This window comes from Streptomyces sp. NBC_01351, from assembly GCF_036237315.1.
Lineage (GTDB): Bacteria > Actinomycetota > Actinomycetes > Streptomycetales > Streptomycetaceae > Streptomyces.
Genome location: NZ_CP108356.1, coordinates 609,422 through 634,763 on the forward strand (window position 1 = coordinate 609,422; position 25,342 = coordinate 634,763).

Sequence of the window (25,342 nt, forward strand, 5' to 3'; positions counted from 1 at the left end):
CGCGCGCACGTCAGTGCCCGGCCGGGGAGAGGTGTGCGGAGGGTTCCGAGAAGGGCAGCCCGTCGAGGGTCCAGTGCGAGTCGGCCCGGCGGTCGAGGGAGGCGTACACCTGGGCGGCGACGTCCTCGAAGCGCAGCTGCCGGGCGGGCGGCCCGGTGGTGATGTCCGGGCCACAGCAGGCGACCCAGGCCGTACGCTCCTGCGCCGTGCGTCCACCGTGTCCGCCGGAGTCCCGGTGGCCGTGGTCGGTGACCACGATGACCGTCCAGGACTCCTCCGCGTACGTGGAACGCGACCGGACGGCGGTGAGCAGCCGGCCGAGGAGTGCGTCGGCGGCCTCGATGGCCCGCAGGTAGGCGTCGCCGCAGCCGTGGAGGTGCCCGGTCTCGTCGACCGAGCCGAGGTAGACGAAGGAGACCTCGGGGTCGTCGGTCGTCAGGACGTGGACGGCCTCCGCGGTGACCTGTTCGTCGCACGCCAGCCAGTCCTCGCTGGTGTCCGCGCGCGGGGCGATGTACGAGAGCCGGCTCGGGGCGGCGAACAGCGGGCCTCCGTCCCGGGCCAGCAGGAGCGGCTCCCAGCCGCCGGCCACGAAGGTCTTGCGGCCGTCCTGCCGGGCGAGCCGGGTGGTGAAGTCGGGGAAGACGTCGAGGCGGTGGCCCGCGAAGTGGTTGCCGTAGACGCCGTGCTTGGCCACGCCCACGCCGGTGACGATCGTGGCCCAGCAGGGCCCGGACATGGTGGGGGTGGCCTCGTCGATCTCGATCGCGCCGAGGAATCCGGCGGCGGCCACGGCGTCCAGGTGGGGTGTGGCCACGGCGGTGAGGAGGTCGAGGCGGACTCCGTCGATGCCGACGACGAGGACGCGGCGGCGGAGGTCGGTGCCGGTTGGGGTGATCAACGGTCGGTGTCCCAATCGTGAGGGGGGTGGTGGCTGGGGCGGCGGACGGTCAGCGGGCGGTCAGTGGACGTCGGCGCCGAACTTCTGCGCGCCGGCATCGGGCTGGTCTTCCGGCTCGGGGGTCACGCTGTGGCCGGTGTGGAACCCGCGCACCCCGGTCAGGCGGGCGCCGTCGGCGCCGGTGAGGCGGAGGGTCAGCCGGGTGACTTCCACGGGCGGGAAGGCATGGATCCGGCGGATGCCCACGGAGTGGCCGGACGCGATGAGCTCCCCGTCCGCGAACACCTGGTGGTATGTGACGAGTTGGCCGTCCGTCAGGTCCTCGGCCAGCTCCAGGTGGTCGAGGAGGAGCGGCCTGGTGAACCGGGCCACCAGCGCGCCGTCCGGCCCGGCGGCCAGCGTCGCCGGGGCGGGCCGCGCGAACCGGCGGTCGAGTTCGGCGCCGAGTTCGAGCAGCCGCGCCCGGTCGGCCGGGTCGATGCGGCCGGAGCGGTCCGGCGGTACGCCCAGAAGCAGGCCGGCACCGAGGCCGACAGAGCGGTACCAGACGGCCAGCAGGTGCTCGCGGCTCTTGAGGGTGTGCAGGTCGTCCGGCTGCCAGAACCAGTGGCGGCGGATGGGGACGTCACATTCAGGCGGCAGGTATCGGGTCGCGCCGAGGGCGGTCGCGCCGTCGTCGTAGATGCTGATCCCGGTGGAGTCGACGGTGTAGCGGCAGGGGTCGGATGCCAGACCGTCCTCGTTGCCGACCCAGCGGATCGTCGGGCGGCCCATGTTGAACACCATGGCGTCCGGCTGGTGTTCGGCGATGACGGCCGTGACGGCGTCCCAGTCGTAGGTCCGGCCCTCGGAGCCGGCGCCGTCGAACCACAGCTCGTAGAGCGGCCCGTACCGGGTGCACAGTTCCGTCAACTGCCGTAGGTAGAAGGCGTCGTATGCTTCCGTCTCCTCGTAGCAGGCGGCGTTGCGGTCCCACGGCGAGAGGTAGAGGCCGAGGCCGAGACCCTCCTCCCGGCAGGCTTCGGCGAGCTCGGCGACCACGTCGCCCCGGCCGTTGCGCCAGGGGGACGAGGCGACCGAGTACGTGGTGGTGGCGGTCGGCCAGAGGCAGAACCCGTCGTGGTGCTTCGCGGTGAGCACGACGTACCTGGCGCCGGCCTCCACGGCGGTGCGCGCCCACTGGCGGGCATCGAGCGCGGAGGGGTCGAAGCCGGCCGGGTCGAGGGTGCCGTCGCTCCACTCGCGGCCGTGGAAGGTGTTGACGCCGAAGTGCAGGAAGAGCCCGAAGCCGTCCCGCTGCCAGGCGAGTTGTGCGGGCGTGGGCCGGGTGGTCATGCCGTTCTCCTTCGGAGCTGGGCGGAGTCGGCCCGTATGCCCCACGACCACGGGCCGGCTCCTTCGTGGGGCTGCGCCGTCAGGCGGTACGCAGCCACACCGCGGTCTCCCCCGGCAGCGGCCCGCTCGCCAGGAGGAGGCCGAGGTGTACGGGCAGGGGGACGGGCTCGGGGCCGAAGTTGACCAGGCAGGTGAACCCCGTACCGCGGGCGAAGGCGGTGGAAGCGGGCCCGCTGCGCCGAACCGGGGCCGGCGGCCAGGGCTTCGGTGAACCAGGGGTGGTGGTCGGAGCAGTGGTTGGGGACGAGGTCGATGATGACGCGCAGGCCCAGCGCGTGGGCTTCGGTGATCAGTTGCTCGGCCTCGGCGAGGGTGCCGAACAGCGGGTCGATGTCCCGGTAATCGGCCACGTCGTAGCCGCCGTCGGCCATCGGGGAGACGTACCAGGGGCTGATCCAGAGGGCGTCGACGCCGAGTTCGGCCAGGTGGGGCAGGCGGGCGCGGATGCCGGCCAGGTCACCGACGCCGTCGCCGTTCCCGTCGGCGAAGCTGCGCGGGTAGATCTGGTAGACGGCGGCGCGGCGCAGCCATCCGGGGGTCTCCATCTACTTCACCGCGCCCGCGGTCAGGCCCGAGCGCCAGAAGCGCTGGAGGCAGAGGAAGGCGATGACCAGCGGCACCACGGCGATGAGCGAGCCGGTGATGGCGAGGGAGTACATCTCGGGGCTCTCGGTGATCGAGATGTTCCACATGTGCAGGCCGAGGTTGACCGGGTAGAGGTCCTTGTCGTTCAGCATGACGAGCGCGCCGTAGAAGTTGTTCCAGCTCGCGGTGAAGGAGAAGAGGAACAGCGTCATGAATCCCGGGGCGAGCATCGGCAGGGCTATCTTGCGGAAGGTCCGTACCTCGCCCGCGCCGTCGACCCTGGCCGCCTCGATGACCTCGTACGGGACGTAGCCCTCGGAGAAGACCCGGGCGAGGTAGACGCCGAACGGGTTGACGAGGGAGGGGATCAGGAGCGCCCAGTAGGTGTTGGTGATCCCGGCCTTGGAGGCCAGCAGGTACATCGGGAGGGTGAGGACCGCACCCGGGACGAGGACGCCCGCCAGCACCACGCCGAAGAGCTTCTCCTTGCCCGCGAAGGCGTACTTGTCGAAGGCGTATCCGGCGGCGACGGAGATCAGCGAGGAGAGGGCGGAGCCGACGACGGCGTAGAGGACGGTGTTGAGCAGCCAGCGTCCGTAGATGCCGTCGTTGTGGGTGAAGACCTCGTGGATGTTGGAGAAGAGGTTGAACTCGCCGAGGGCGAAGCCGTTGGTGGCGAAGAGGTCGCGGCGGTTCTTGGTGGCGGCGATGAGCAGCCAGCTGATCGGCATCAGCGTGTAGAGCGCCAGCATGATCAGTACGGTGTTCACGGCGGCCTTGGAGGCCCAGGCGCGGGGGGCCCTTCGCGTGCTCATGATTCCTGCCACCGCTTCCCTATCCGGGTGACCACGAAGGACAGTGCCCCGGCCACGAGTGCGAGCAGCAGCGAGGCCGCGGCCGCACCGGCGTAGTCCTGGTCGATGAACGCCTTGCTGACGATGTACATGGTGGGCGACCAGTCGTTGCCGAGGGTCTGGGCCTTGTCGGAGAGCAGCTTGGGCTCGGTGAAGAGCTGGATGGCCCCGACGCAGGTGAACAGGATGGTCATGACCACCGAGGAGCGGATGATCGGGACCTTGATGCCGAGGGCGATGCGCCAGGCGCCGGCGCCGTCGACGGTGGCGGCCTCGATGACCTCGCGCGGTACGGCCTGCAACGCGGCGAAGAAGATCACCATGTTGTAGCCGACCCACTGCCAGACGGCGATGTTGACCATCGAGGAGAGGGCGTGGCCGGGTGAGAAGAAGTTCCAGCTGCCGCCCGCGCCGTCGATCCAGTCGATCACGGGGCTGAGCCCGGGGGTGTAGAGGTAGATCCAGATGATCGCGGCGATCAGTCCGGGCACGGCGTGCGGCAGGAAGAAGGCCAGTTGGAAGAAGCGCTTGGCCCGTGCGTAGGCGGAGTCCACGAGCAGGGCCAGGCCCAGCGCCCCGCCGATCATCACCGGGATGTAGACGAGGCAGTACGCGGCGACGTGCAGGAAGGAGGCCCGGAACGTCGGGTCGCCGAGCACGGAGGAGTAGTTGCCGAGGCCCACGAAGGTGCGTTCGACGCCGCCGAACCCGAGCCCCGAGGACTGCTCCCTGAAGACGCTCATCCATCCCGCGTACACGACCGGCGCCACCATGACGAGGGCGAACAGGACGAAGAAGGGGACGAGGAACAGGGCCACGGCGCCACGTTGGTTGCGGCGCGGCGTGCTTCCGGCGGGTGCCGGGGTGGTGGGCGGTGATGCCACGGGAGGCTCCTTGGCGGTGCGGGGGCTTCGACGAGGGGGCGGCCACGAGCCGGGAGCTCCGGCGGCCACCCCCGGCTTGTCACTTGGCGAGCTTGAGACCGCGGCTCTCGATCGCCGCCTGGGCCGATTCCTGGGCCTTCACCAGCCCGTTGGCCAGGCCGTTCTTGGCCGCCTCGTCCTTGAAGTCGGCGTTGACCTTGCCCCAGACCGGGCCCCAGGTCCATCCGGGGACGATGGTGGGGATCTGGTCGCCGGTCAGCTTGTAGAGGTCCTGGCCGTCGAAGTAGGAGGTGTCGAAGGCCTTCGCCGCCACCGCGGCCATCGCCGGGTTCGCGGGCAGGGCGCTGCTCGGGTTCTTCAGGGCGCCGATCCGGGCCTCCATGGCGGCCGGGTCCGTGGTCACCCACTTGATGAACTCGGCGGCGGCCTTGGTGTGCTTGCTGCCCTTGGTCACGGCGAAGCTGGTGCCGCCGTACATCCCGCTGGCCGGAGTGCCCCAGTGGGGGACGGGGGCGACGCCCCACTTGCCCTTGAGGTCGGGCATGGCGGAGATCATGCCGCCGGCGGTCCACGAGGCGCCGAGGATGCTGACGGACGTGCCGTCGGCCTTGGACTTGTTCTCCTCCGGCGTGCCGGCGCCGTGGTTGAAGACGAGGTCGTCCTTGAGCATGCCCTCCCAGAAGGCCGCGACCTTCTGGGAAGGTGCGTCGTTGATCTCGGGCTTCCAGGCCTCGTCCTTGATCTGGAACCACTTGGAGCCGGCCTGCCAGGAGAGGGCCGCCTCCAGCGGGGTGTCGGTCGGGAAGGAGCCGATGCGCGCCTTGGGGTCGGCGGCCTTGATCTTCTCGGCCGCGGCACGGTACTCGTCCCACGTCTTCGGGACGGTCACGCCGTACTTCTCGAAGAGGTCCTTGCGGTAGAAGTACACCTGCGGGGTGGCGTCGAAGGGGACCGACCAGGTCTTGCCGCCGAAGGTCACCAGGTTCTGGACGCCGGCGGGGAAGCTCTCCTTGACCAGCTTGCCGGAGGTGGCCGTGAGGTCCTCCAGGTAACCCTGGCTCGCGAACTCCGGGACCATGCTGTACTCGATGGTCGCCACGTCGGGGGCGTCGCCCGCCTTGATGGCGTTGCTGATCTTGCTGTAGCCGTCCGCGCCACCCGGTATCTGGGAGAACTGGACCTGGATGTCGGTGTGCGTCTTGTTGAACGCGGCGGCCGCCGCCTCCGCGCCGCTGGTCCAGGTCCAGTACGTGATGGTGACGGGCTTGCCGTCGTCCTTGGCGGCGGACGAGGTGGCGGAATCAGAGCCGGCGCAGGCGGAGGTCAGCAGGGCGAGGGACACCGCTGCGGCCACCGCGCCGTAGGCACGCAAGGACTGAGCCTTCATGTGAACTGCTCCTTGGCGAGTGGGCTGAACGGCTTGAATCATTCGCCCGCGAATCTTGAACGTCAAGAGCATCTGAACTATTGATCAAAACGATCAGATCATAGGTGTCCGAATGTCCCGTTCCATGATTCATTCGGGCGAGCCCAGCCCGACTCCGCCCCCAGCCGTACGGGTGGGGGCGGAGTCGGGCTGGGCCGTGCAGCCGGTCAGGCCGTGCGGTCGAGCTCCTCGCGGCGGACTTCGTGGAGGAAGGGCAGGCCAGAGGCGTAGCGGGTGATCTCCTCGATCGCCGAATCGGCCATGCGGTGCAGTTCGTTGCCGAGCGAACCCGCGATGTGCGGGGTGAGCAGCACGTTCGGCAGGTCGTACAGCGGGGAGTCGGCCGGCAGCACCTCCGGCTCGGTCACGTCGATGACCGCCTGGATCCGACCGGTGGCCAGCTCCTCGGTGAGGGCCGTCGAATCGACGAGCGAACCGCGGGCGGTGTTGATCAGGGTGGCGCCGTCGCGCATCAGCGCCAGCCGTCGGCGGTCGATCATCGACCGGGTCTCGGGCAGGGCCGGCGCGTGCAGGCTGACCACGTCGGAGATCCGGCACAGCTCGTCGAGGCCCACGCTGCGCACGCCGAGCGCCCCGGCCTGATCATTACTCACATACGGGTCGTAGAGGGCGAGTTCGAGATCGTACGGACGCAAGAGTTCGATCACCCGCCGCCCGATCCGGGAGGCGCCGACGATGCCGACGGTCCGGCGGTAGTTGCCCGCGTGGCCGTACCGCAGGTGCCAGGCGTGTTCGACGCCGCGCACGCTGCGGTACTCGTCACGGAGCTGCATCACCCGCTTGTTGGAGAGCAGCACCATGGCCACCGTGTACTCGGCCACCGGCAGCGAGTTGGCCTGCGCGGCGGAGGAGACGGCGATACCTCGCTCCCAACAGGCCTCGGTGACCAAGTGCTTGACGGAGCCGGCAGCGTGCACGACCGCCTGGAGGCGGGGCGCGGCGGCGAGCACAGCGGCGTCGATGGCCGGGGATCCCCAGAAGGTGAGCAGGATCTCGGCCTCCGCCAGGGCCGCCGCCACTTCGGGTCTGCCGAAGTCGTCGGCAACCATCTCCAGATCGAGCTCGGCCACGGCCAGGAGCCGGCGGGCGGTGGCGTCGTCCAACAGGCGGGGCAGAAGCTCGGGGACCATCGCGAGCAGGGCCCGGGGGCGGCGAACTGGCATCTGGGGTGCTCCTTGTGGCTGAGTGAGGCCGCGCCGACTCTATGAACTCGTGATCCGATCGTCAAGATCTATCAATCGTATAGCTCTATTCATTCAAAACGATCGCCAGGGTGTGCGGCGCGCCCGCTGCGGCACGCCGGGATGCGCCCCGCCCGGCCCGGGACGGCGCGCGGGGTTACCGTCTGCGCCATGGACGGTGATCGCCAAGGATGGCGTCAGTGCGCGCTCAGCGGGATGGTGTTCGCCGTGTGCATGGCCGGCACCACACTGCCGACCCCCCTCTACGGCCTGTACCAGGAGAAGTTCGGGTTCTCCGAGCTGACGGTGACCGTCGTGTACGCCGTGTACGCCTTCGGGGTGATCGGCGTGCTGCTGCTGGCGGGCAACGCCTCCGACACCGTGGGCCGCAGGCCGGTGCTGCTGGCGGGTCTGGGTTTCGCGGCGGCCAGCGCCGTCTGCTTCCTCTGCGCCACCGGGCTCGGCTGGCTGTACGCGGGGCGGTTGCTCTCGGGGCTGTCGGCCGGCCTGTTCACAGGAGCCGCCACGGCGTACGTCATGGAACTGGCACCGGCGGGCGGCGCCTCCCGGGCCACCTTCGTGGCGACCGCCGCCAACATGGGCGGGCTCGGCTGCGGTCCGCTGCTCGCAGGCGTGCTCGCCCAGTACGCCGCGTGGCCGCTCTACCTGCCGTTCCTCGTCCACCTGGCCCTGATCGCCGGCTCGGTTGTCGTCCTGCTGCTGCTTCCCGAGACCGTGCGGGGGCGGCGGCCGTGGAGCGCCGTACGCCCGCAGCGGCCCGGCCTGCCCGTCCAGGTGCGGGCGGTGTTCGCGCCGGCGGCGATCGCCTCGTTCGTGGGGTTCGCGCTGTTCGGGGTGTTCACCTCGGTGAGCCCCGCGTTCCTCGCGCAGTCCCTGGACGTCCACAACCACGCGGTGAGCGGGCTGATCGTCGCGCTCGCCTTCTTCGCCTCGACGGCCGGGCAGCTGGCCGTCGGCCGGGTCGGGGTGGGCCGGTCGCTGCCCCTGGGCTGTGTGGCGCTCTTCACCGGGCTGGCGCTGCTCGCGGGGGCGCTGTGGTGGGACCTGCTGCCGCTGGTGGTGCTGAGCGCCCTGGTCGGCGGCGCCGGGCAGGGTCTGGCGTTCCGCGGGGCCCTGGCCGCCGTGGCCGGGGCCTCTCCCCCGGACCGGCGCGCGGCGGTGATCTCGACCCTGTTCGTGGCGGCGTACACCGGCATCTCGGTCCCGGTGATCGGCGTCGGCCTGCTGGTGGGCCCGATCGGGCTGGAGGGCGCGGGGCTGGTGTTCATCGCCTGCATGGCGGCCCTGGTCGCCACCGCGTTCGGCTACCTGCTCCGGCGGCCGGTGCGGGCGGGCGTGTGACGGCCGGCCCGGCGGTTCGCCCGGTGGTTGGCTCCCGGCGCACCGGGTAAGCGCCCGGTGGAACTATCACTGCCGGCCGCGGGAGGCGGTTTCATGATCCAGGTGACCATACCGCTCATCCCCACCGCACAGGGTGGCCCGCTGATCCCCTCAGACCAGGTCACCGCCCTACTGCGACGGATCGCGGTCGACTGGGTGCACTCGGTGGAGGCAGGCGAAATGGCAGCCGACGCCGCGACCGTGCACAACCTGGCCGAGGTGCTGAGCGAGCTCGCCGACAGCATCGACGTCGAATGCATCGCGTTCACCTCCGTACCGGACCGCAATCGGCGCACGTGGGAATGACGCGCCGTTCGGCGGGCTCGTCGCGTTTCCCCGGTCCTCCCCATGGGATGAAGGCGAAACGTGTGAGCAGTCCCGAACCGGGGTAACCGCAGAGCAGGCACCGAGTCTCGGGAGGTGTAGGCATGGACGGCCCCGAGCTCTCCCAGCAGGAGCGCATGATCCTCGACGACATCGAGGCCCAGCTGCGTTCCGATCAGCGTCTCGACCGGAGGCTGCGTACGCTCCGCCGCGGCGCCAGGCCGTGGACGGGCTCCTGGAGCGACGCCCGCAGTCCCGGCCTCGGGCTGTACACGTGCCTCCTGGCCGTCGCCTGCGCGGCGGCGTTCGTACGGGTCCTGAGCACGGCCTCTCCGACCGTCCTCTGGGTCTTCGCCGCCCTGTGGGTCCCCACGGTGATCTGCGGACTGCGGCTGCTGTGCCGCTGGGGCAGCGCCAGACTGACGACGATGACCCGCCACACCAAGCCCTGACGGGGCGCGACGCCAGGCCCGGGTCAGGGGTTCGGTGACGGCGTGCGGGCCGGGCCCGTCGGGTGACGGACCCGGCCCCTTCAGCGCTCGGTCAGACGCGGTCGGCCGCGATCAGGACGTACTGGAACGATCCGTCCTTGTAGGAGTTGATGAACGCCTCCTCGATTCCGGTGACCAGGGAGGACGTGGCCCGCAGCTCCCAGTAGGGCAGGGTCTCCGGAGTCAGGTCGATCACGGCCTGCGGTACGAGACGGTTGTCCGCCATGGCCCGCAGGTACTCCCGGCGCGAGTGGATGTTGCACTCGAAGTGCGCGTTGATCTGCGAGACCCACTTCGAGGGCTGGCCGTAACGCGGGTTCCAGCAGCCGGTGATGGTCACGTAGCGGCCGCCGACCGAGAGCACGCGGGAGTGCTCGGCGAAGAGGTCGTGCAGGTCGACGTACATGCTCGACTCGTTGTTCCACGAGCCCGCGGCCTGACCGGTCTCGAAGGGCGTGTTGAGCATGTTGCAGACGCGGGCGCGGACGTGGTCCCCGATGCCGAGTTCGCGGGCGCGGTTGTTTCCGAAATCGGCCTGCTTGGCGGACAGGGTGACGCCCTCGACCTTGCACCCGAAGCGCTGGTGGGCCATGACCATCGAGCCGCCGCGGCCGCACCCGGCGTCGACGAGGGTGTCGTCGCGTCCGATCGGGCCGAGGTGGTCCAGGAGCAGTTCGGCCTGCGCCGACTCCAGGCGGTGGAGTTCCGCGATCAGCTTCTTCTCGTAAGCGCTGTCCTCGGAGTCGCCGAGGGCCTCGTGGTCGACGTCGCCGATGCCGTAGTGGTGGTGGTACAGGCCGTCGACGTCACCGAGACGCAGGTTCACGGGCCGGGCCTCGTGGTCCCAGTAGCGGGCGATGTCTCCCTGGTAGGCCGTGGCCGGGGCGGGGATGAATGTGGAGAGATCGGTGCTCGTCATGAAAATGTCCCATCCTTACCAGAAGTCGGGCAGGCTGTATCGGTAGGTGTTGGTCTGGTGCCAGTAGTGGTTGCCGTCGACCCACACGGCCACTCCCCGCAGGAAGCGCAGCACGCTGGGGGTGGGGCAGGCGACGGCGAGGGCGGCGGCTTCGGATTCGAAGTCGTGCATGAGGTCGTTGTGGACCTCGACCGCCTTCAGGTAGGCCTCCCGGTCGGAGACTCCCTCACGTTCGGCGATCACCACGGGCAGGTTCAGGTGCTTGCCCGGGGCGGCCAGTTCCTTCGTGTACGAGTACAGGTCGTTGACGATGGTCGTGGCGTTGCCCGCGAGCGCGAGGACCCGTTGCATGGCGGGTTGCGCGTGCAGGTCCGCCGGCAGTTCGTAGCCGCCGACGGTGTCGGTGATGGTGGGGCAGGGGCGGAAGTTGTTGAACTGGCGCATGGCCAGGTACTCCCACACCTCGGGCACGTGGTCCGTCTGGGCCCAGGCCGCCTCGGCGAGGTAGCCCATGTGCAGGCGGGCCATGTCGTGGCGGTAGCGGTCGGCCTGGGAGGCGGTGGACTGCTGGACGAAGTACTCCATGGCGGAGCGGTAGGCGCGCCGCGGGGCGTCCGCGTGCAGCGACTCGGCCCACTGCGGCTGGTACTCCTTCGTCGTGTGCAGGTGGTCGAGGGCGGTGTGCGCCAGCAGGAGGCGTCCGCCCAGTCCGATCGGCGAACCCCCGTGGTCCTCGCAGTAGCAGTCGTCGACCGCGTTCTCGGCGACCATCAGACGTGTGGCGATCATCAGGTGGTCGATGGTCGGAGCGTCCGGATGGCAGGCGACCATGTAGCGCCCGACGGAGAAGCCGTCGAACTGGTCCTCCCAGTCCTCGGGGTACAGCTCGACCTCGTCCAGTGCCCAGGCCTTGATCCTGCGGCTGACCTCCTCCACCCGCACCGGGTCGGGCTCGGGGACCGGGTGGTGGTAGAGGCCCGGGATCGGATTGCCGGCCACCGGCGCCGCGGCGGCGAGCGGCGCGCCGGGTGCCGGGGGCGTCGACGGCTCCGTGCGCCGGGCCAGGCTCAGCCCTGCCGTACCCAGGCCACTGGGGCCGCGGAGGATCCGCTCCAGGGCAGGACCGGGACCCTGATCCGGTACGAGGGCCTCCACGGGTGCGTCCACCGGGACGTCCCCCGCGGCGGGGCCCCGGCCGAAGGGCAGGGTCGGCGCGGACGGCAGGACTCCGGCGGCGCGGGCCGGGTCCTGGGCCTGGTCCTGGGCCTGCGACGGGGCATGGGCGAGGGCGTTGGCGAGGACGTCGGCCCCGAAGCGGGCCGCGGCGGCGGGCAGGCTCGACTGCAGAGGGGAAGGCCCAGGATCGGGCATCCGTGGCTCCTTGGTGAGGTGGTTGGGCTGTCCCGGATCCCGGGCGTGCTCGGCCGGCCCGGGAAGGTCCGGGCCGTCGGGGCCTTGGTGGCCGACGCGGCTTCGACTGCCTTGGCGGCCGTCGGGCGGGTCCTCTAGTCGCGCCTGCGGGCGATCTGCACGTTCTCCAGCACACCGAGCGCGTCGGGCACCAGAATGGCGGCGGAGTAGTAGGTGCTGACCAGGTAGGAGATGATCGCCTGCTCGTTGATGCCCATGAAGCGCACCGACAGGCCCGGCTCGTACTCCTCCGGCAGACCGGTCTGGCGCAGACCGATGACGCCCTGGTTGTCCTCGCCGGTTCGCATGGCGATGATCGAGCTGGTGTTGTCCTTGCTGATGGGGATCTTGTTGCAGGGCAGGATCGGAACCCCGCGCCAGGCAGGGACCGACTGCCCGCCGACGTCGACGTGGTCCGGGTAGAGCCCCCGTGCGTTGAGCTCCCGCCCAACCGCCGCGATCGTCTTGGGGTGGGCGAGGAAGAGTTTGGTGCCCCGGCGGCGGCAGAGCAGCTCGTCGAGGTCGTCCGGGGTGGGCGGGCCGGAGTGGGTCTGGATCCGCTGCTTGAAGTCGGCGTTGTGGAGCAGGCCGAACTCCCGGTTGTTGACGAGCTCGTGCTCCTGCCGCTCGCGCAGTGCCTCGATGGTGAGCCTGAGCTGCTCCTCGGTCTGGTTGTGCGGCCCGTTGTAGAGGTCGGCGACCCTCGTGTGGACCCGCAGAACGGTCTGCGCGACGGAGAGTTCGTACTCGCGCGGCTTCAGTTCGTAGTCGACGAAGGCGCCGGGCAGCTCGACCTCGCCGGTATGGCCGGCCGACATCGCGATCTCGGCCTCGCCGTGCTTGTTCTGCCGCTGCTGGGGAAGCGAGCTGAACTCCCGGATGTGGGCCTGGAGGCCCGGGGCCGCGTTCAGTACGGCGGCGAAGTCCGCGCGGGACAGGGTGAGCAGGGTGCCGGGGGTTTCGGCGGTGGCGGTGTAGTCCCAGCCGGCGTCACCGTCCAACAGGGCGTTCTCACCGAACCGGTCGCCGTCGGCGAGTACGGCGACGGCGACGTCGTCGCCGTACTTGCCGACGGACGTCTGGCTGATCCGGCCGTGGGCGATCAGGTGGATCTGCTCGGCGGGCGTACCGCGTTCGACCAGCACCTCGCCGGCACGGAAGTCGCGCTGAACGCACCGTCCGGCGAGCGCGGTCAGCACCTCCTCGTCCTCGAAGCCGCGCAGCAGCGCCAGTTCGCCGAGCTCGCGGGGGATCACGCGAACCGCGGCACCGTCCTGGACGAAATCGATGCGCCCGTCGCCGACGGTGTAGCTGAGTCGGCGGTTCACCCGGTAGGCGCCGCCCTTGGTCTCCACCCAGGGGAGCATCCGCAGCAGCCAGCGAGAGGTGATCTCCTGCATCTGCGGGGCGGACTTGGTCGTGCTGGCAAGGTTGCGGGCAGCAGCCGTGCTCAGGCTGGATTGCTGGGGTGGCTCCAGCTGTGCTTCGGGACTGGTGTCAACGGTCATCGGACGAGCTCTCCTTCTTAAGGGCGGCGATCCGCGCGTGCGCGCATCGCCGGTAAAAGAGGAAAAAGAGGGCGAATATCTGCGGATCCGTCCAGATCCGGGGGAAGACTATTGGCCCCTGAGCCCAAATGACCTTGAAGGAACGCTGTTATTACCTCGATGCAGTGGTCTTGCCTCGCGTTGGGTTTGACCCGACTACTGACAGTATTCAGACACGTTCGAGGGCCGTCCTGCACGGAGCTCGGGCGTGAGCAGGCCCTTGATCCAATGCCGGAGTCGGTTCCGGCCATGTGCGCCGCCGAAACCGCCCCCGATGCCGTTCACCCCGACAGGGGACCCCGGGGCCCGACATCCGGCACGCGCCGCGCACGGGAACGGCCCCATCGGTGTCATACCGACGGGGCCGCGGTCCTGCTGGAGTTGCTGCGGGCTGGGCGAGGCCTCAGCTCTTCGTCACGGTGGAGACGACGCATTCCTTGTACTCGCTGCCGTCGCCCTTGCCGGTGTACGGCGTCGTGGCCTCGGCCGGCTGGGACGCGCCCGCCTTGACCTTGAGAGAGGCCACCCTGGCCGTGGCGGTAGTCGCGGTCGACGTCGCGTCCCCGCGGAACTTCATCGTGATGTTGTAGGTGGAGTCCAGCGAACCGCTGTTGGTGACGGTGAGCCGGGCTACGAGGTTCTTGCCCTCCAGCTTGCAGCTGTCGATCCTGATGTCACGCTCGGCCTTGTTACTGCTGGAACCGCCGGTCGTGGTGGTGCCGCCCGTGCTCCCGCTGGTGCTGGTGCTGCTGCTGTCGCTCCCGCCGGAGCTGCTGCTGCTGTCGCCGTTGCTGCCGCCGGAGCTGCTGGAGCTGGAGCTGGAACCGCTGCTCCCGCCGCAGCTGGCACCGCCGGAGCCACGGGCTCCGGTCAGTGCGAAGACGGCGATGCCGAAGACTGCGACCGCGCGGACATGACGAAGCTTCACGTTGAACCCCCGTTGGAATACCAATGAATGACAGGGCCCGCCTTGACGGGCGCATGCCACCCTAACAGCGGCCACGGACAGTCTCGTTCGGTGGTCGCTGCCGCACGAACGGCCGGCACGGAAACGGCGGACAGGGTCACCCTCCGTCGAGGACGAGGTCCGCGCGGTGTCGGCCCGGGGCGATGAGGCGGGCGTTCCGCTCGTCCGAACCCGCCACCCACGCGCGGGCGTACGCCGGGTCCTTGCCGTGGCGTACGTGCCGGTCGACCAGGCGCCGGACGCGCAACTCCTCGTCCGGCGCGAGATACCAGGCCTGGTCCAGCAGCGGCCGCACCGAGGCCCACTCCCCCGCGTCGTGCAGCAGGTAGTTGCCCTCGGTGATCACCAGCGGTACGGCCGGGGGGACGGGGACGCTGCCCGCGATCGGCTCCTCCAGGCAACGGTCAAAGGCCGGCGCGTAGACCGTGGCCCCGTCGGATCCGCGCAGGCGGCGCAGTAGCGAGACGTACCCGGCCGCGTCGAAGGTGTCCGGGGCTCCCTTGCGGTCGGCCCGCCCCAGCCGGGCCAGTTCGGCCTGGGCGAGGTGGAAGCCGTCCATCGGGACCACCACGGCCCTCTCGGGCCCCAGCGCGTCGGCGAGCCGGGCCGCCAGGGTCGACTTTCCGGCCCCCGGCGGCCCTGCGATGCCGAGGATCCGCCGACCGCCCCCGGTGGCCATCGCGGCGGCCTTCGCCACCAGGTCCGTCGTCAGTTCCGTCACCGGCTCCGTCGTCGTGTGCACCTGGACATCCTGCCCGAGCCGGGTCCGTCAGCGGTCCTGCGAACGGTACGCCCGCATCGCCAGCGGCATGAAGACCGCGGCGATCCCCGCCGCCCAGACCAGGGACCACATGATCGGCCCGCCCGCCGGGGTGCCCAGCAGGAGTCCGCGGAAGGCGTCCGACAGGTGCGTGACGGGATTGACCTCCACCCAGGCCTGGAGCCAGCCGGGCATGGTGGAGACCTCGGCGAAGGCACTGCTGGTGAACGTGATCGGAAAGATCACCGTGAAGGCGTAGACCTGCACCTTCTCCGGGTCCCCGGCCACCATCCCGATGAGCACCGCCGTCCACGAGACGGCGGCGGCGAATATCAGCAGCAGCACCGCCCCACCGAGGAAGCCCGCGAAGCCCCCGCTGACCTGGAAGCCCAGCACCATGCCCAGCGCGATCATCAGGACCATGGCCCAGAGCTGTTTGGCCAGGTCGGCCGTGATGCGTCCGAAGAGCGGTGCCGAACGGGCGATGGGCAGGCTCCGCAGCCGGTCGAAGACCCCCTTCGTGAGGTCGGAGTTCAACGACATGGCGGTGTACATGCTCATGAAGAGGGTGTTCTGGACGATGATCCCCGCGAGGGCGTACTGGAGGTAGTCCTGGGGGGAGCCCGCCATCTGTCCGCCGAAGACGTAGGTGAACAGGAACACGAACATGATCGGCGTGATGCTGTAGTCGACGAGTTCCAGGGGGTTGTGCTTCACCGAGACCAGGCTGCGCCAGGCCATGGTCGCCGTCTGCCGCACGGCCGCGAGGGGCCGCACCCGGCCGCCGCGCCCGAGGCCGTCGGCGATCGTCGTGGTCGTGGTCGTCATGACGGGCTCCCGGCGTTCACGGACTGGTCGTCGAGGTCCGCGAGGGCGGCCGCGGGCCCGGGCTGCTCCGCACGGTGGCCGGTGAGCACCATGAACACCTCGTCGAGGGAGGAGCGCCGCAGGGTGAGTTCGCCGACCTCGATGCCCGCCTGGTCCAGTCGGCGCACGACGTGCGGCATCAGCGCCGGATCGTTGACCGGGGCGGCGATCCCCTCGCCTTCGATCTTGGTCTGTGGCCCGGCCGCTTCCGTGATCAGCGCGTGGGCAGCGGCCAGATCGGCCGCGTGGGCGGGGCGCAGTTGCAGTACTTGGCCGCCGACCTGCGACTTCAGCTCGTCGGGGGTGCCGTCGGCGATCACCCGGCCCTTGTCGATCACCACGATGTTGTCGGCGAGGCGGTCGGCCTCGTCCAGGTACTGGGTGGTCAGCAGGGTGGTCATGCCCTCCGAAACCAGCTCCCGCAGCATCTCCCAGACTTCGCCTCGGCTGTGCGGATCGAGCCCCGTGGTGGGTTCGTCGAGGAAGAGGATCTGCGGCCGCCCGACGAGGCTGGCCGCCAGGTCGAGACGTCGCCGCATGCCCCCCGAGTACGCCTTGGCGGCCCGTCCCGCCGCGTCGGTCAGATGGAAACGGTCGAGCAGCTCGGCCGCCCGCGCCCGGGCGTCCCCGCGCGCCATCCCGAGCAGCCGGCCGATCATCAGCAGGTTCTCCGTACCGGTGAGGTTCTCGTCCACGGCGGCGTACTGCCCGGTCAGCCCGATGAGGGCCCGGACCCGCCCCGCCTCCCGTACGACGTCGTGTCCGCCGACCTCCGCACGTCCCCGGTCCGGTCGCAGGAGCGTGGCGAAGATGCGCACCGCCGTCGTCTTCCCGGCTCCGTTGGGGCCGAGCAGGCCGCACACCGTCCCGGCCGGAACCTCAAGATCCACCCCGGCCAGCGCCTGGGTCTCCTTGAACCGCTTGGCAAGACCCTCGGCCCGGATCGCGTGCGTCATGGGATCACCTCGTTTCCCCGCGGGAAGCACCGCCCGGTCTCCCCACTGTGACGCATGCCACTGACAGTCCGCCTGCCGTGGGGCCCCCGAGGCTCCTACAGGGCTCCCACGGGGTGCTGTCGGTGGGGCGTGCGACGATCCGGGGCATGATCGACTCGCTTGATGCCCTGCTGCCCACCGCCGGTGCCCACGCCTCGACCACCTACGCCGACTGGGTCGCCGCCCACGATCCGGACGCCTCCGGCACCGCGCGCGACCTGATCGCGGACATGCGCTCCGAGCTGGGCCGGTCCTGGACCAAGCCCGGCCGGTTCGTCGACACGATGGCGGCGCGGGCGCGGCGGCTGCCGCCGGCGCACCTGCCGTGGTTCTGGGACACCGTGGGCCACCGGCTGATCGGTTACGGGAGCCGGCCGGGCGGGCGCGCCTACGCGGCGGCGCGTGCGGCCGAGGCGGAGCACGGGCTGCCGGTGGACCCCGGCTACCGGCGGGCCAACGCGCTGCTGTTCGCCTGGGGCGGGGCCATGCCGGCCAAGGAGTTCGGGGCCCATCAGCGGTTCCTCGCCGAGACGTTGGAACCGGCCGCGGCGCACGCCGCCCTGGACGCGTTCCTGACGGCCTGGGCGGGCTCGCCCGCGGACCTGCCGGCGGATCTGGTGCGCCGGGTGCGGGCCTCGGCCAAGGCGGCCGGGCACGGGGACGAGGAGGTCGCGCGGCTAGTGGGCGCGATCCTGTCGGTCACCCGGAAGAAGTCGGTGCCGGACGCGCTGCTGACCGCCGCCGGCCCGGTCCTGGCGGCCCGTCCCCCGGCGGACCCGGTCGCGGCCGGGCTGCTGGAGGTGTTCCCGGAGGGCGTGACCGACGGCGGGGCATGGCTGCGGCTGCTGATCGGCTGCGGTGCGACCGGGGCGATGGAGTCCGGGCGGGTGGTGCCGGAGGACGGACTGCACCACTGGGTCGGGAACTTCGTACGCATGTACCAGTACGCCGCCCAGTCGGGCGGCGGGGTCGGGCGGCAGCCGCTGCCCGGGGAATTCCTCGACCTGGTCGGCCGGTTGGGGCCGCGGCTGCGGGCGGCGGGCGCCCCGGTGACGGTGCACACCACCCGGCACCACTACCAGGGCTTCGACGCGGACGTGCTGGACGCCTGCCTGGCGGCGGGGGTCGCGGTCGTCGACCCGGGGCCGGAGGTCCGGATGCGCTTCTGGGGCGAGCGGTCCCGGCGGGACCTCGTCGCGCTGGCCGCCGACCCGGTGTTCGGATCCCGACTGGAGGGGACCGTACACGCGGGTCTGCTCCCGAACTCGTCGGTGGCTCGGCTGCGCCGGCCCGGGTCGGCGGTGACGCTGCTGCCGGGCAACGAGGGCATCGCGAACGAGGTGGCCGGTCGCGTCGGGAAGCTCGTCGGCGCGGTCGGGGGCGGCGGCATGGCCGGGGCCGAGGAGGCCGTCGCCGAGCTGGAGACGCTGCTGGACCGGCCGACCGTGTCGGCGCTGGGCGGGATCGCCGACGCCCTCGCCGAGGCCGGAGCGGCAGGTGCGCTGCGGCGCTCGCTGGCGGCCGGTCTGCCGGAGGAACTGGCCTGGCCCGCCCTGGAGTCGGTGTACGCGGAGTTCGCGGCGGCCGCCGCGCCCGAGGGCGACGCCGGGTCCGAGGCCTCGCCCGAGCCAGACGCCGGGTCCGAGGTCGGCGCTGCTCCCGGGGAAGCGGACCAGATCCTGCCGGGGGTGGCCGGGGTGACCTCCACCTGGCCCGTGCTCACGGTGTTCGGGCGCGACCGGGCCGTCGCCGTCGCCCCCGACGGGGTGCGCGCCTCCTGCCGTTTCACGGTGCCCGACGGCGCGACCATGTACGCGGTGCACTACGCGGGCGGCTCCTTCCTCGTGAGCTGGACCCTCAAGCCGAGCCCCTACTACTGCGACACCGCCGTCTGGGCCGAACGCCCCGAGGAGCCGTTCGCGCCGGACCAGTTGAGCGGTCTGGTGCCGTTCGGCGGCAGCCTGGACGGGGCGTACGGCTTCCAGTTCGAGACCGCCGACGGCGGCGGTCGGCACGGCGGCCTGCGGGCGCTGCGCCCCGGCGGCACGGAGGGCATCGACGGCGCCGAGCTGCAGCTCGGCGACGGCTCCCGGATCTGGACCAACGCCGTCTTCGGGAGGCGGCCGTGGGAGCCGGCGGACCCCCTCACCGGGGAGCGGTGCGGTGCGACGGAGCTGCCGGACTTCCCGGGCCGCCCCGCGAGCGCCGATCCGGCCGCGGAACCGTCCGAGGCGGGCATGACCCTGGCCCGGGAGGCCCTGCAGCTGGCCCCGCTGCCCGCCGGACTGGCCGACTCCCCGCTGGGCAGCCGGGACGGCCTGGTCGGGACCCGGGTGCTGTTCCGCACCCGGCACCGCGACCACGCGCCCGACCACTACCTGGTGGAGAGCGTGGACGGGCGCACGGCCCGCTTCGACATCGACCGGCCGGGTCAGGAGCCCTGGGGGCTGTGGGCGCCGCCGGAGGGCGCCGTGGAGGACGTGGTCCTCGCCGAGGCGCAGACGCGTACGGGGGTGCGCGCGTACGCCCCCGACGGCGCGCTGCTGTGGGAGTTGGACGGGCACCAGTCCCCCCGGCACCCGCGGGTGAAGCCGAAGCGGCGGGCCACCGCCTCGGGGGGCGTGGCCCTGCCGCCCGCCTTCTGGTACCTGCTGCGCACCCGGGACGCGGCCGGGTCGAGGGCGCTGCGGACCGTGGGCCGGGACTGCGCGGACGCCTTGCTGGCGGCCGCCCTCGACGGCGATGAGGCGCTGCGCACGGCCGTGGCCCGGGAGTTGCCGGAGGTCACCGACCCGGTACTGGTCGAAGCCGTGGTGGCCGTCGGCGTGCGGGCCGCCCGGGTGGAGGAACGGCGCCGGGCCCTGCACCGGCGCGTCACGCTGCTCGCCGAGGCGCCGCCGGCCCTGCCGCGGCGGTCCGCGCCGGACACCGAGCTGGTGCCGGCGCTGTTCGGGCTGGTCTCGGACGGGGAGCGCGATGGGCGGCGGGGCCTCCGGGAGGTGGCGCTGCCGGCGACCCTGAGCGCGCTGGCCGCCGACGGCGCCTGCCTGGCCGGGAGCATCGTGGAGGAGGTGCGGCGGATCTCCCCGCCGGCGCCCCCGCACGACTGGTCGCAGCTGCTCGGCGCGATCGACGCCGCGGCCTGGCGGGCGGCGGTGGCACCGACCCCCGACACGGAGCGGGCGGCGCTGCTGGCGCTCCTGGACACCTGGGCCGACCAGCCGTTCGCCCGTGCGGGCGGCCGGTGGTGGGTGGGCGTTTCCGACTCCGGGGCCCTGGACGGGCTTCGTGCGGGCGGGACCGCCGTGGCCTCCGCCGCGGTACGGGCCGGAGGGGCGCGGTACTGGTTCGTCGCGCCCGCCGCCGAGGGCGCGGACGGCGACCGCGCGCCGGCGCAGGCCCCGGACGCGCGGCTCGTACGGGTGGAGCGGGACGACGCCGCCCGGCTGCGCGCCCTGGTGGCGGCGGTCGAGGCGCACGGGCCGATCCCGGTGCCGGAGTCCGCGGCCGTGCGCTTCGCCGAACTGACGGGCGTGCGCAGGGCCCTGGCGCGGCTGGTGGTGGCCGGTCTGGTCGGCCGGGCCGACCGGGACGAGGACAGCGCCCTGGCGCGCAAGGCCCCCTACAAGGCGACCCCGATGACCGTGGAGTCGTACGAGCGCCTGCGCGCGCGGCTCGGAGCTGCCGGTCGGCGGGCCGTGCTGGCCGCCGGCCTGCCCGAGGACCCGGCCGAGCTGTGGCGGCCGGGCGGGATCGAGGCCGCCGTGGAACGGATGGCCGGGGTGTGGCGGGAGCGGATCGGGGCCCGGCCGGCCGTGCACGACGAGGTCGCCGACGCCCTGGAGGCCGACCTGGGGCTGTCGGAGGTGTGGGCCAGGCGGCTGGCGGGCGGCTACGAGGCCGCCGAGGACTCGACGGTGCCCGCGACGGACTGGGTGCTCTCGGCGACCCCGTACGGCATCGGCGTGGAGGTCAGGGCCGTGCCGCCGGCCGGGCCCGAGCTGCCCTACCGCACCCCGGTGGGCCTCTCGCTCGGGCAGATCGCGAGCGCGCTGGTGTGGGCGTGGACGGACCGGCCCGTCGGGGATCCCGCGGTGGCCGGCGCGACGGCCCTGTACGAGCGGCTGCGGGCCGAGCTGGAGCGGCCGGAGCTGCTGCTGGCGCTGCCGGGCGGGCGGGTACAGGACACCTCGGAGCGGATCGCCGAGCGGTTCGGGCCCGGCCTGCTTGCGGTATCGATGGACCGGCGCACGGAGAAGGGGCCGGTTCCGGTGACCGCGTACGACTCCGGCCCGCTGGTGGTGTGCGCGCCCGGCGGCGCCTCCTTCCTGCGGCCGGCCGCGGTCGCCGACCCCGAGGTATGGCGGCGGGTCCGAGAGGTGACCGACCTCGCCGAGGAACTGGACCGGGTGGCACCGCTGCTGGCCGGCGGCGGCCTGGACCGGATGATGCGCCGGGCCGTGTCGGGCGTGGTGCCCGACGGTGCGTACGAGGCGGATCCCCGGCAGTCCTGCCCGGAGCTGGTCACGCGGGTGGCGGCGCAGCTCGGCGTGGGCCCGGACGCCGCCGCGCTGTACCTCCAGCTGGCGACGCTGGCCGCGCCCACCGACCGCAACGTGCGGCGGTGGAACGGCTGGTCGACCAAACGTCAGGCGGAGGTCCGGGCGGAACTCCTCGCCACCGGCGCGGTGGTGGAGGCCAAGCGGGCGCGGGCGGGCCGGACCGTGTTCCTGCCCGGGGAGTGGACCGACCTGAAGGCCCCGCACCTGCCGCTGGAGACGGTGAAGCTGACGAGCCACCAGGTGCGCCCGCTGTGGCGTGACCGGATCCACGCCCCGTTCGGTCCGGTGCTGCCGACCGCGCCCCTGCACGAGATGTTCGCCGAGGCCTGGGAGCGGTGGCCTGGCGGGGGGCGCTAGGCGGTCTCCTGCGGAGCGGGCCCGGCCGGTTGCACCGGGGCCGGCCGGTGGGGCGGGCGGGCTCAGCCGGGGCGGGGTCGGTGTCGGTGTCGGGGTCGGCCGTGGCCGGGCGCGCGCCGGGGCGTCTCCTCGGGCGTCGAACGGTTCCAGGGGTCGGAGGACCGAGGGGGTTGCGTTCGACGCCCTGCGGGGACGCCCCGCCACACACCCGACCCCGTCCGGGCCTGGGTGACTGGGCGGGGCGCCGCGCCCTGCGGGGACGCCCCACCGCACACCCGACCATGTCCGGACCTGCGGGGACGCCCCGACGCACACCTGGCCCTGTTCGGACGGGCATGTACCGGGCTGATCCGCGCCGTGTACCGGGACCGAGGGGCAGAAGGAGGCCGCACACGCCCTCCTGCCGCCGAGCGGCCCCGCACGAGTGCGCGTTCGGGTGACAACGGCCGCCGGGTTCCGCGCGCCCGCGGTCCGCGTACCGGAACATCTCAGGCGGCCGGTCATGCCCCGGTCACGCACTGCCGATCCGGCCCCGCGCGGCCGCGGCTCCGGTCCGTCGCAGGGAGACCACGTGCACGTCCTGCTCGTCGCGAGTGCTTTCAACAGCCTCACCCAGCGGGTCCACGCCGAGCTGCGCGATCACGGCCACAGTGTCGCGGTGGAGCTGGCGCTCCCGTCCGCCGATCTCGCCGACGCGGTCCGCAGGCACCGGCCGGACCTGGTGGTCGCGCCGATGCTGACCTCGGCCGTGCCCGAGGAGGTCTGGTCCGCCCACACCTGTCTGATCGTCCACCCCGGTCCGCTCGGGGACCGGGGCCCCTCCTCCCTGGACCGGGCCGTCCACGAGGGTGCCCCGCGGTGGGGTGTCACGGTGCTGCAGGCCAATGCGGAGATGGACGCCGGCGATGTGTGGGCCACGGTCGCATGCCCGGTGCCGAGCCCTCCGGTGTCCAAGAGCACCTGGTACCGGGGCGAGGTCGCCGACGCGGCCCTGGAAGCCGTCCTGCTCGCCGTGGAGCGCTTCGCCTCCGGCACGTACGCCCCCGAGCCGCAGGGCGAGGGCCGCGTCCTGCCGCTGTTGCGCCAGGAGGAGCGCCGGATCGACTGGCTGCGGGACGACACCGAGCGGGTACTGCGCCTGCTGCGGGCCGCCGACTCCCGGCCCGGCGTACGGGACGAGCTGCTGGGCGGCGTGTGGTTCCTGCACGGCGGCCACCCCGAAGATCGGCTGCGCGGCCGGCCGGGAGAACTGCTCGCCACCAGGGCGGGGGCGATCTGCCGGGCCACCGTCGACGGGGCCGTCTGGATCCCGGAGCTACGGGCCCGGCGCGCGCCGGGGCAACCGGCCCGTCCCAAGCTTCCCGCCACGCTCGCGCTCGGCGACCTGCTGCCCGCGCTGCCGGAGCTCCCCGCCGCTGCGGGCCCGCGGACCTGGTCCGACATCGACTACCGCGAGGAGGGCGGGGCCGGGTTCCTGTCGTTCTCCTTCCCCGGCGGCGCGATGGGCACCGACCACTGCCGGCGCCTGCTGGACGCCTACCGCGCCGCCTGCACCCGCCCCACCTCGGTGCTCGTCCTCGGCGGCGGCCGGGACTTCTTCTCGAACGGCATCCACCTCGGCGTCATCGAGGCCGCGGCCGACCCGGCCGAGGAGTCCTGGGCCAACATCAACGCCATGGACGACCTGGTGGAGGCCGTCCTCACCACCACCGACCGGCTCGTGGTCTCCGCGCTGGGCGGCAACGCGGCCGCCGGTGGGGCGATGCTGGCCCTCGCCGCCGACGAGGTGTGGTGCCGCTCGGGCGTGGTCCTCAATCCGCACTACCGGCTCATGGGCCTGTACGGCTCGGAGTTCTGGACGTACACGCTGCCGCGCCGGGTCGGCGCGGCCGTATCGGAGCGCCTCATCACCGAGGCCCTGCCGCTGAGCGCAGAGGCCGCCCGGAGGCTCGGCCTGGTCGACCGGACGATCGGCTGCCCGCCCGCGGAGTTCGCCGACCGGGCCGCGTCGCTCGCGGCGCAGCTCGCCGGCCACCCGGCCACCGCCACGCGGATCACCGGGAAGAAGGCGCGCCGGGAGCTCGACGAGGCGGAGCTCCCGCTGGCGGCCTACCGCGCGGCCGAGCTGGACCGGATGCGGCGGACCTTCTTCACCCGAACGGCCCCGTACCACGGGCTGCGGCGGTCCTTCGTACGCAAGGAGCGCCCCGACGCCACCCCGCCCCATCTGGCCCGGCCCGTACCGGGTCGGCACGGGTCCCCGCCGCCCGCGAGAACGGCCCGCGTCACCGGACCGGGTGTACATGACGGGGCACGGGACCCCGCCGGCTGCTAGCAAGAAGGGTGGGGCCCATGGGTCCCGGGCGGTCACGCGCCGCCCCTCCCACCCCCGCTCCCGCTCCCCGCTCCCCCTTCGCAAGGAGGCATCCGCATGGATGCAGCAACGTCGGACCCGGTAGAGGACCCCCTGATCCACATCCTCTGGATCAACGCGGGCTTGAGTTGCGACGGCGACTCCGTGTCCCTGACCGCGGCGATGCAGCCGAGCATCGAGGAGATCGTGACGGGGACGCTGCCCGGGCTCCCCCGGATCGCCGTGCACTGGCCGCTGATCGACTTCGAGTGCGGCCCGGTCGGCGGCGCGGACACGTTCATCGAGTGGTTCTTCAAGGGCGAGCGGGGCGAGATCGATCCGTTCGTGCTGGTGGTCGAGGGGTCCATCCCCAACGAGAAGATCAAGCCCGAGGGCTACTGGTGCGGCTTCGGCGACGATCCGGCCACCGGCCAGCCCATCACCACGAGCGAGTGGATCGACCGGCTGGCCCCCAAGGCCCTCGCCGTGGTGGCCATCGGCACCTGCGCCACGTACGGCGGCATCCACGCGATGGAGGGCAATCCCACGGGCGCCATGGGCGTGCCCGACTACCTGGGCTGGGACTGGAAGTCCCACGCGGGGATCCCGATCGTGTGCGTGCCGGGCTGTCCGATCCAACCGGACAACTTCTCGGAGACCCTGACGTACCTGCTGTACCAGGCGGCCGGCTCGGCCCCGATGATCCCGCTCGACGACAAGCTGCGGCCCACCTGGCTGTTCGGCAACACGGTCCACGAGGGCTGTGACCGCGCGGGCTACTACGAGCAGGGCCAGTTCGCCGAGACCTACGACTCCCCCAAGTGCCTTGTCAAGATCGGCTGTTGGGGCCCGGTGGTCAAGTGCAATGTGCCCAAGCGCGGCTGGATGAACGGCATCGGCGGCTGCCCGAACGTGGGCGGCATCTGCATCGCCTGCACGATGCCCGGCTTCCCCGACAAGTTCATGCCGTTCATGGACAAGCCGCCGGGCGCCACGGTCTCCACCAACGCCAGCGGCGCGTACGGCGCGGTGATCCGCAGGCTCCGGGCGATCACGCTGCACACCGTGGACCAGGAGCCCAAGTGGCGCCGCTCCGGCGAGAAGCTGACGACGGGCTACCGCCCGCCCTGGTGACCGGCCCC

Annotated in this window: 19 protein-coding genes and 1 pseudogene; 6 read left to right on the forward strand and 14 right to left on the reverse strand. The window is 72.1% G+C overall.

Annotation, left to right across the window (positions count from 1 at the left end; translation table 11 throughout):
* Window positions 1–10 precede the first annotated feature (10 nt).
* The 7 genes and pseudogenes from OG625_RS03000 to OG625_RS03030 all read right to left on the reverse strand — a co-directional run bounded on the left by OG625_RS03000 (window position 11) and on the right by OG625_RS03030 (window position 7,229).
* Window positions 11–901: an alkaline phosphatase family protein gene (locus OG625_RS03000; protein ID WP_329376501.1), complete on the reverse strand. Its 891-nt coding sequence runs from the start codon at window positions 899–901 to the stop codon at window positions 11–13.
* Window positions 902–961: 60 nt separating this feature from the next.
* Entirely contained in the window at window positions 962–2,236 is a 1,275-nt protein-coding gene (locus OG625_RS03005) for an alpha-L-fucosidase (protein ID WP_329376502.1), read from the reverse strand.
* A gap of 158 nt (window positions 2,237–2,394) precedes the next feature.
* Window positions 2,395–2,841 (reverse strand): annotated as a pseudogene (locus OG625_RS03010) (alpha-amylase family glycosyl hydrolase); the annotation flags it as partial.
* The gene (locus OG625_RS03015) at window positions 2,842–3,696 is read right to left on the reverse strand and encodes a carbohydrate ABC transporter permease (RefSeq protein ID WP_329376503.1); all 855 of its coding nucleotides are present in this window, start codon (window positions 3,694–3,696) and stop codon (window positions 2,842–2,844) included.
* On the reverse strand, window positions 3,693–4,508 hold the full coding sequence (locus OG625_RS03020; protein ID WP_443067859.1) for a carbohydrate ABC transporter permease: 816 nt from the start codon (window positions 4,506–4,508) through the stop codon (window positions 3,693–3,695). Before OG625_RS03020 ends, OG625_RS03015 begins: the two co-directional genes overlap by 4 nt.
* Before the next feature lie 190 nt (window positions 4,509–4,698).
* Complete coding sequence (locus OG625_RS03025; protein ID WP_329376505.1) at window positions 4,699–6,006, reverse strand: ABC transporter substrate-binding protein; 1,308 nt, start codon at window positions 6,004–6,006, stop codon at window positions 4,699–4,701.
* 206 nt (window positions 6,007–6,212) lie between these two features.
* Window positions 6,213–7,229 carry a hydroxyacid dehydrogenase gene (locus tag OG625_RS03030; protein ID WP_443067664.1) on the reverse strand — a complete coding sequence of 339 codons (1,017 nt, stop codon included), beginning with the start codon at window positions 7,227–7,229 and terminating at the stop codon, window positions 6,213–6,215.
* Window positions 7,230–7,418: 189 nt separating this feature from the next.
* Here OG625_RS03030 and OG625_RS03035 point away from each other — a divergent pair, with 189 nt between their 5' ends.
* The 3 genes from OG625_RS03035 to OG625_RS03045 all read left to right on the forward strand — a co-directional run bounded on the left by OG625_RS03035 (window position 7,419) and on the right by OG625_RS03045 (window position 9,424).
* Window positions 7,419–8,609, forward strand: coding sequence for an MFS transporter (locus OG625_RS03035; RefSeq protein WP_329376506.1), 1,191 nt, complete (start codon window positions 7,419–7,421; stop codon window positions 8,607–8,609).
* 93 nt (window positions 8,610–8,702) lie between these two features.
* Window positions 8,703–8,954, forward strand: coding sequence for a DUF6213 family protein (locus tag OG625_RS03040; RefSeq protein ID WP_329376507.1), 252 nt, complete (start codon window positions 8,703–8,705; stop codon window positions 8,952–8,954).
* A 122-nt stretch (window positions 8,955–9,076) separates the two neighbouring features.
* Window positions 9,077–9,424, forward strand: a complete 348-nt coding sequence (locus OG625_RS03045) for a hypothetical protein (protein WP_329376508.1) — start codon at window positions 9,077–9,079, stop codon at window positions 9,422–9,424.
* A 91-nt stretch (window positions 9,425–9,515) separates the two neighbouring features.
* On the opposite strand, the gene OG625_RS03050 is transcribed toward OG625_RS03045, so the two are convergent.
* The 7 genes from OG625_RS03050 to OG625_RS03080 form a co-directional block, all read right to left on the reverse strand.
* Window positions 9,516–10,382 (reverse strand): geranyl diphosphate 2-C-methyltransferase, encoded by an 867-nt coding sequence (locus OG625_RS03050; protein WP_329376509.1) that lies wholly within the window; start codon window positions 10,380–10,382, stop codon window positions 9,516–9,518.
* A gap of 15 nt (window positions 10,383–10,397) precedes the next feature.
* Window positions 10,398–11,753: a family 2 encapsulin nanocompartment cargo protein terpene cyclase gene (locus OG625_RS03055; protein WP_329376510.1), complete on the reverse strand. Its 1,356-nt coding sequence runs from the start codon at window positions 11,751–11,753 to the stop codon at window positions 10,398–10,400.
* Between the two features lie 134 nt (window positions 11,754–11,887).
* Window positions 11,888–13,300 carry a family 2B encapsulin nanocompartment shell protein gene (locus tag OG625_RS03060; protein WP_329376511.1) on the reverse strand — a complete coding sequence of 471 codons (1,413 nt, stop codon included), beginning with the start codon at window positions 13,298–13,300 and terminating at the stop codon, window positions 11,888–11,890.
* Window positions 13,301–13,742: 442 nt separating this feature from the next.
* Window positions 13,743–14,267 (reverse strand): hypothetical protein, encoded by a 525-nt coding sequence (locus OG625_RS03065; RefSeq protein ID WP_329376512.1) that lies wholly within the window; start codon window positions 14,265–14,267, stop codon window positions 13,743–13,745.
* Between the two features lie 136 nt (window positions 14,268–14,403).
* A complete protein-coding gene (locus OG625_RS03070; protein ID WP_329376513.1) occupies window positions 14,404–15,048 on the reverse strand; it encodes a nucleoside/nucleotide kinase family protein in 645 nt (214 codons plus the stop codon).
* Between the two features lie 27 nt (window positions 15,049–15,075).
* Window positions 15,076–15,894 (reverse strand): ABC transporter permease, encoded by an 819-nt coding sequence (locus OG625_RS03075; RefSeq protein WP_329376514.1) that lies wholly within the window; start codon window positions 15,892–15,894, stop codon window positions 15,076–15,078.
* Window positions 15,891–16,889 (reverse strand): ATP-binding cassette domain-containing protein, encoded by a 999-nt coding sequence (locus OG625_RS03080; RefSeq protein WP_329376515.1) that lies wholly within the window; start codon window positions 16,887–16,889, stop codon window positions 15,891–15,893. The genes OG625_RS03075 and OG625_RS03080 overlap by 4 nt, the downstream gene beginning before the upstream one ends.
* Before the next feature lie 146 nt (window positions 16,890–17,035).
* On the opposite strand from OG625_RS03080, the gene OG625_RS03085 reads away from it, so the two are divergent.
* From OG625_RS03085 to OG625_RS03095, 3 genes are all read left to right on the forward strand, one after another.
* Window positions 17,036–21,847 carry a hypothetical protein gene (locus OG625_RS03085; protein ID WP_329376516.1) on the forward strand — a complete coding sequence of 1,604 codons (4,812 nt, stop codon included), beginning with the start codon at window positions 17,036–17,038 and terminating at the stop codon, window positions 21,845–21,847.
* A gap of 571 nt (window positions 21,848–22,418) precedes the next feature.
* Window positions 22,419–24,182: an enoyl-CoA hydratase-related protein gene (locus OG625_RS03090; RefSeq protein WP_329376517.1), complete on the forward strand. Its 1,764-nt coding sequence runs from the start codon at window positions 22,419–22,421 to the stop codon at window positions 24,180–24,182.
* A gap of 96 nt (window positions 24,183–24,278) precedes the next feature.
* Window positions 24,279–25,334 (forward strand): hydrogenase expression protein HypE, encoded by a 1,056-nt coding sequence (locus tag OG625_RS03095; RefSeq protein ID WP_329376518.1) that lies wholly within the window; start codon window positions 24,279–24,281, stop codon window positions 25,332–25,334.
* Window positions 25,335–25,342: the final 8 nt, after the last annotated feature.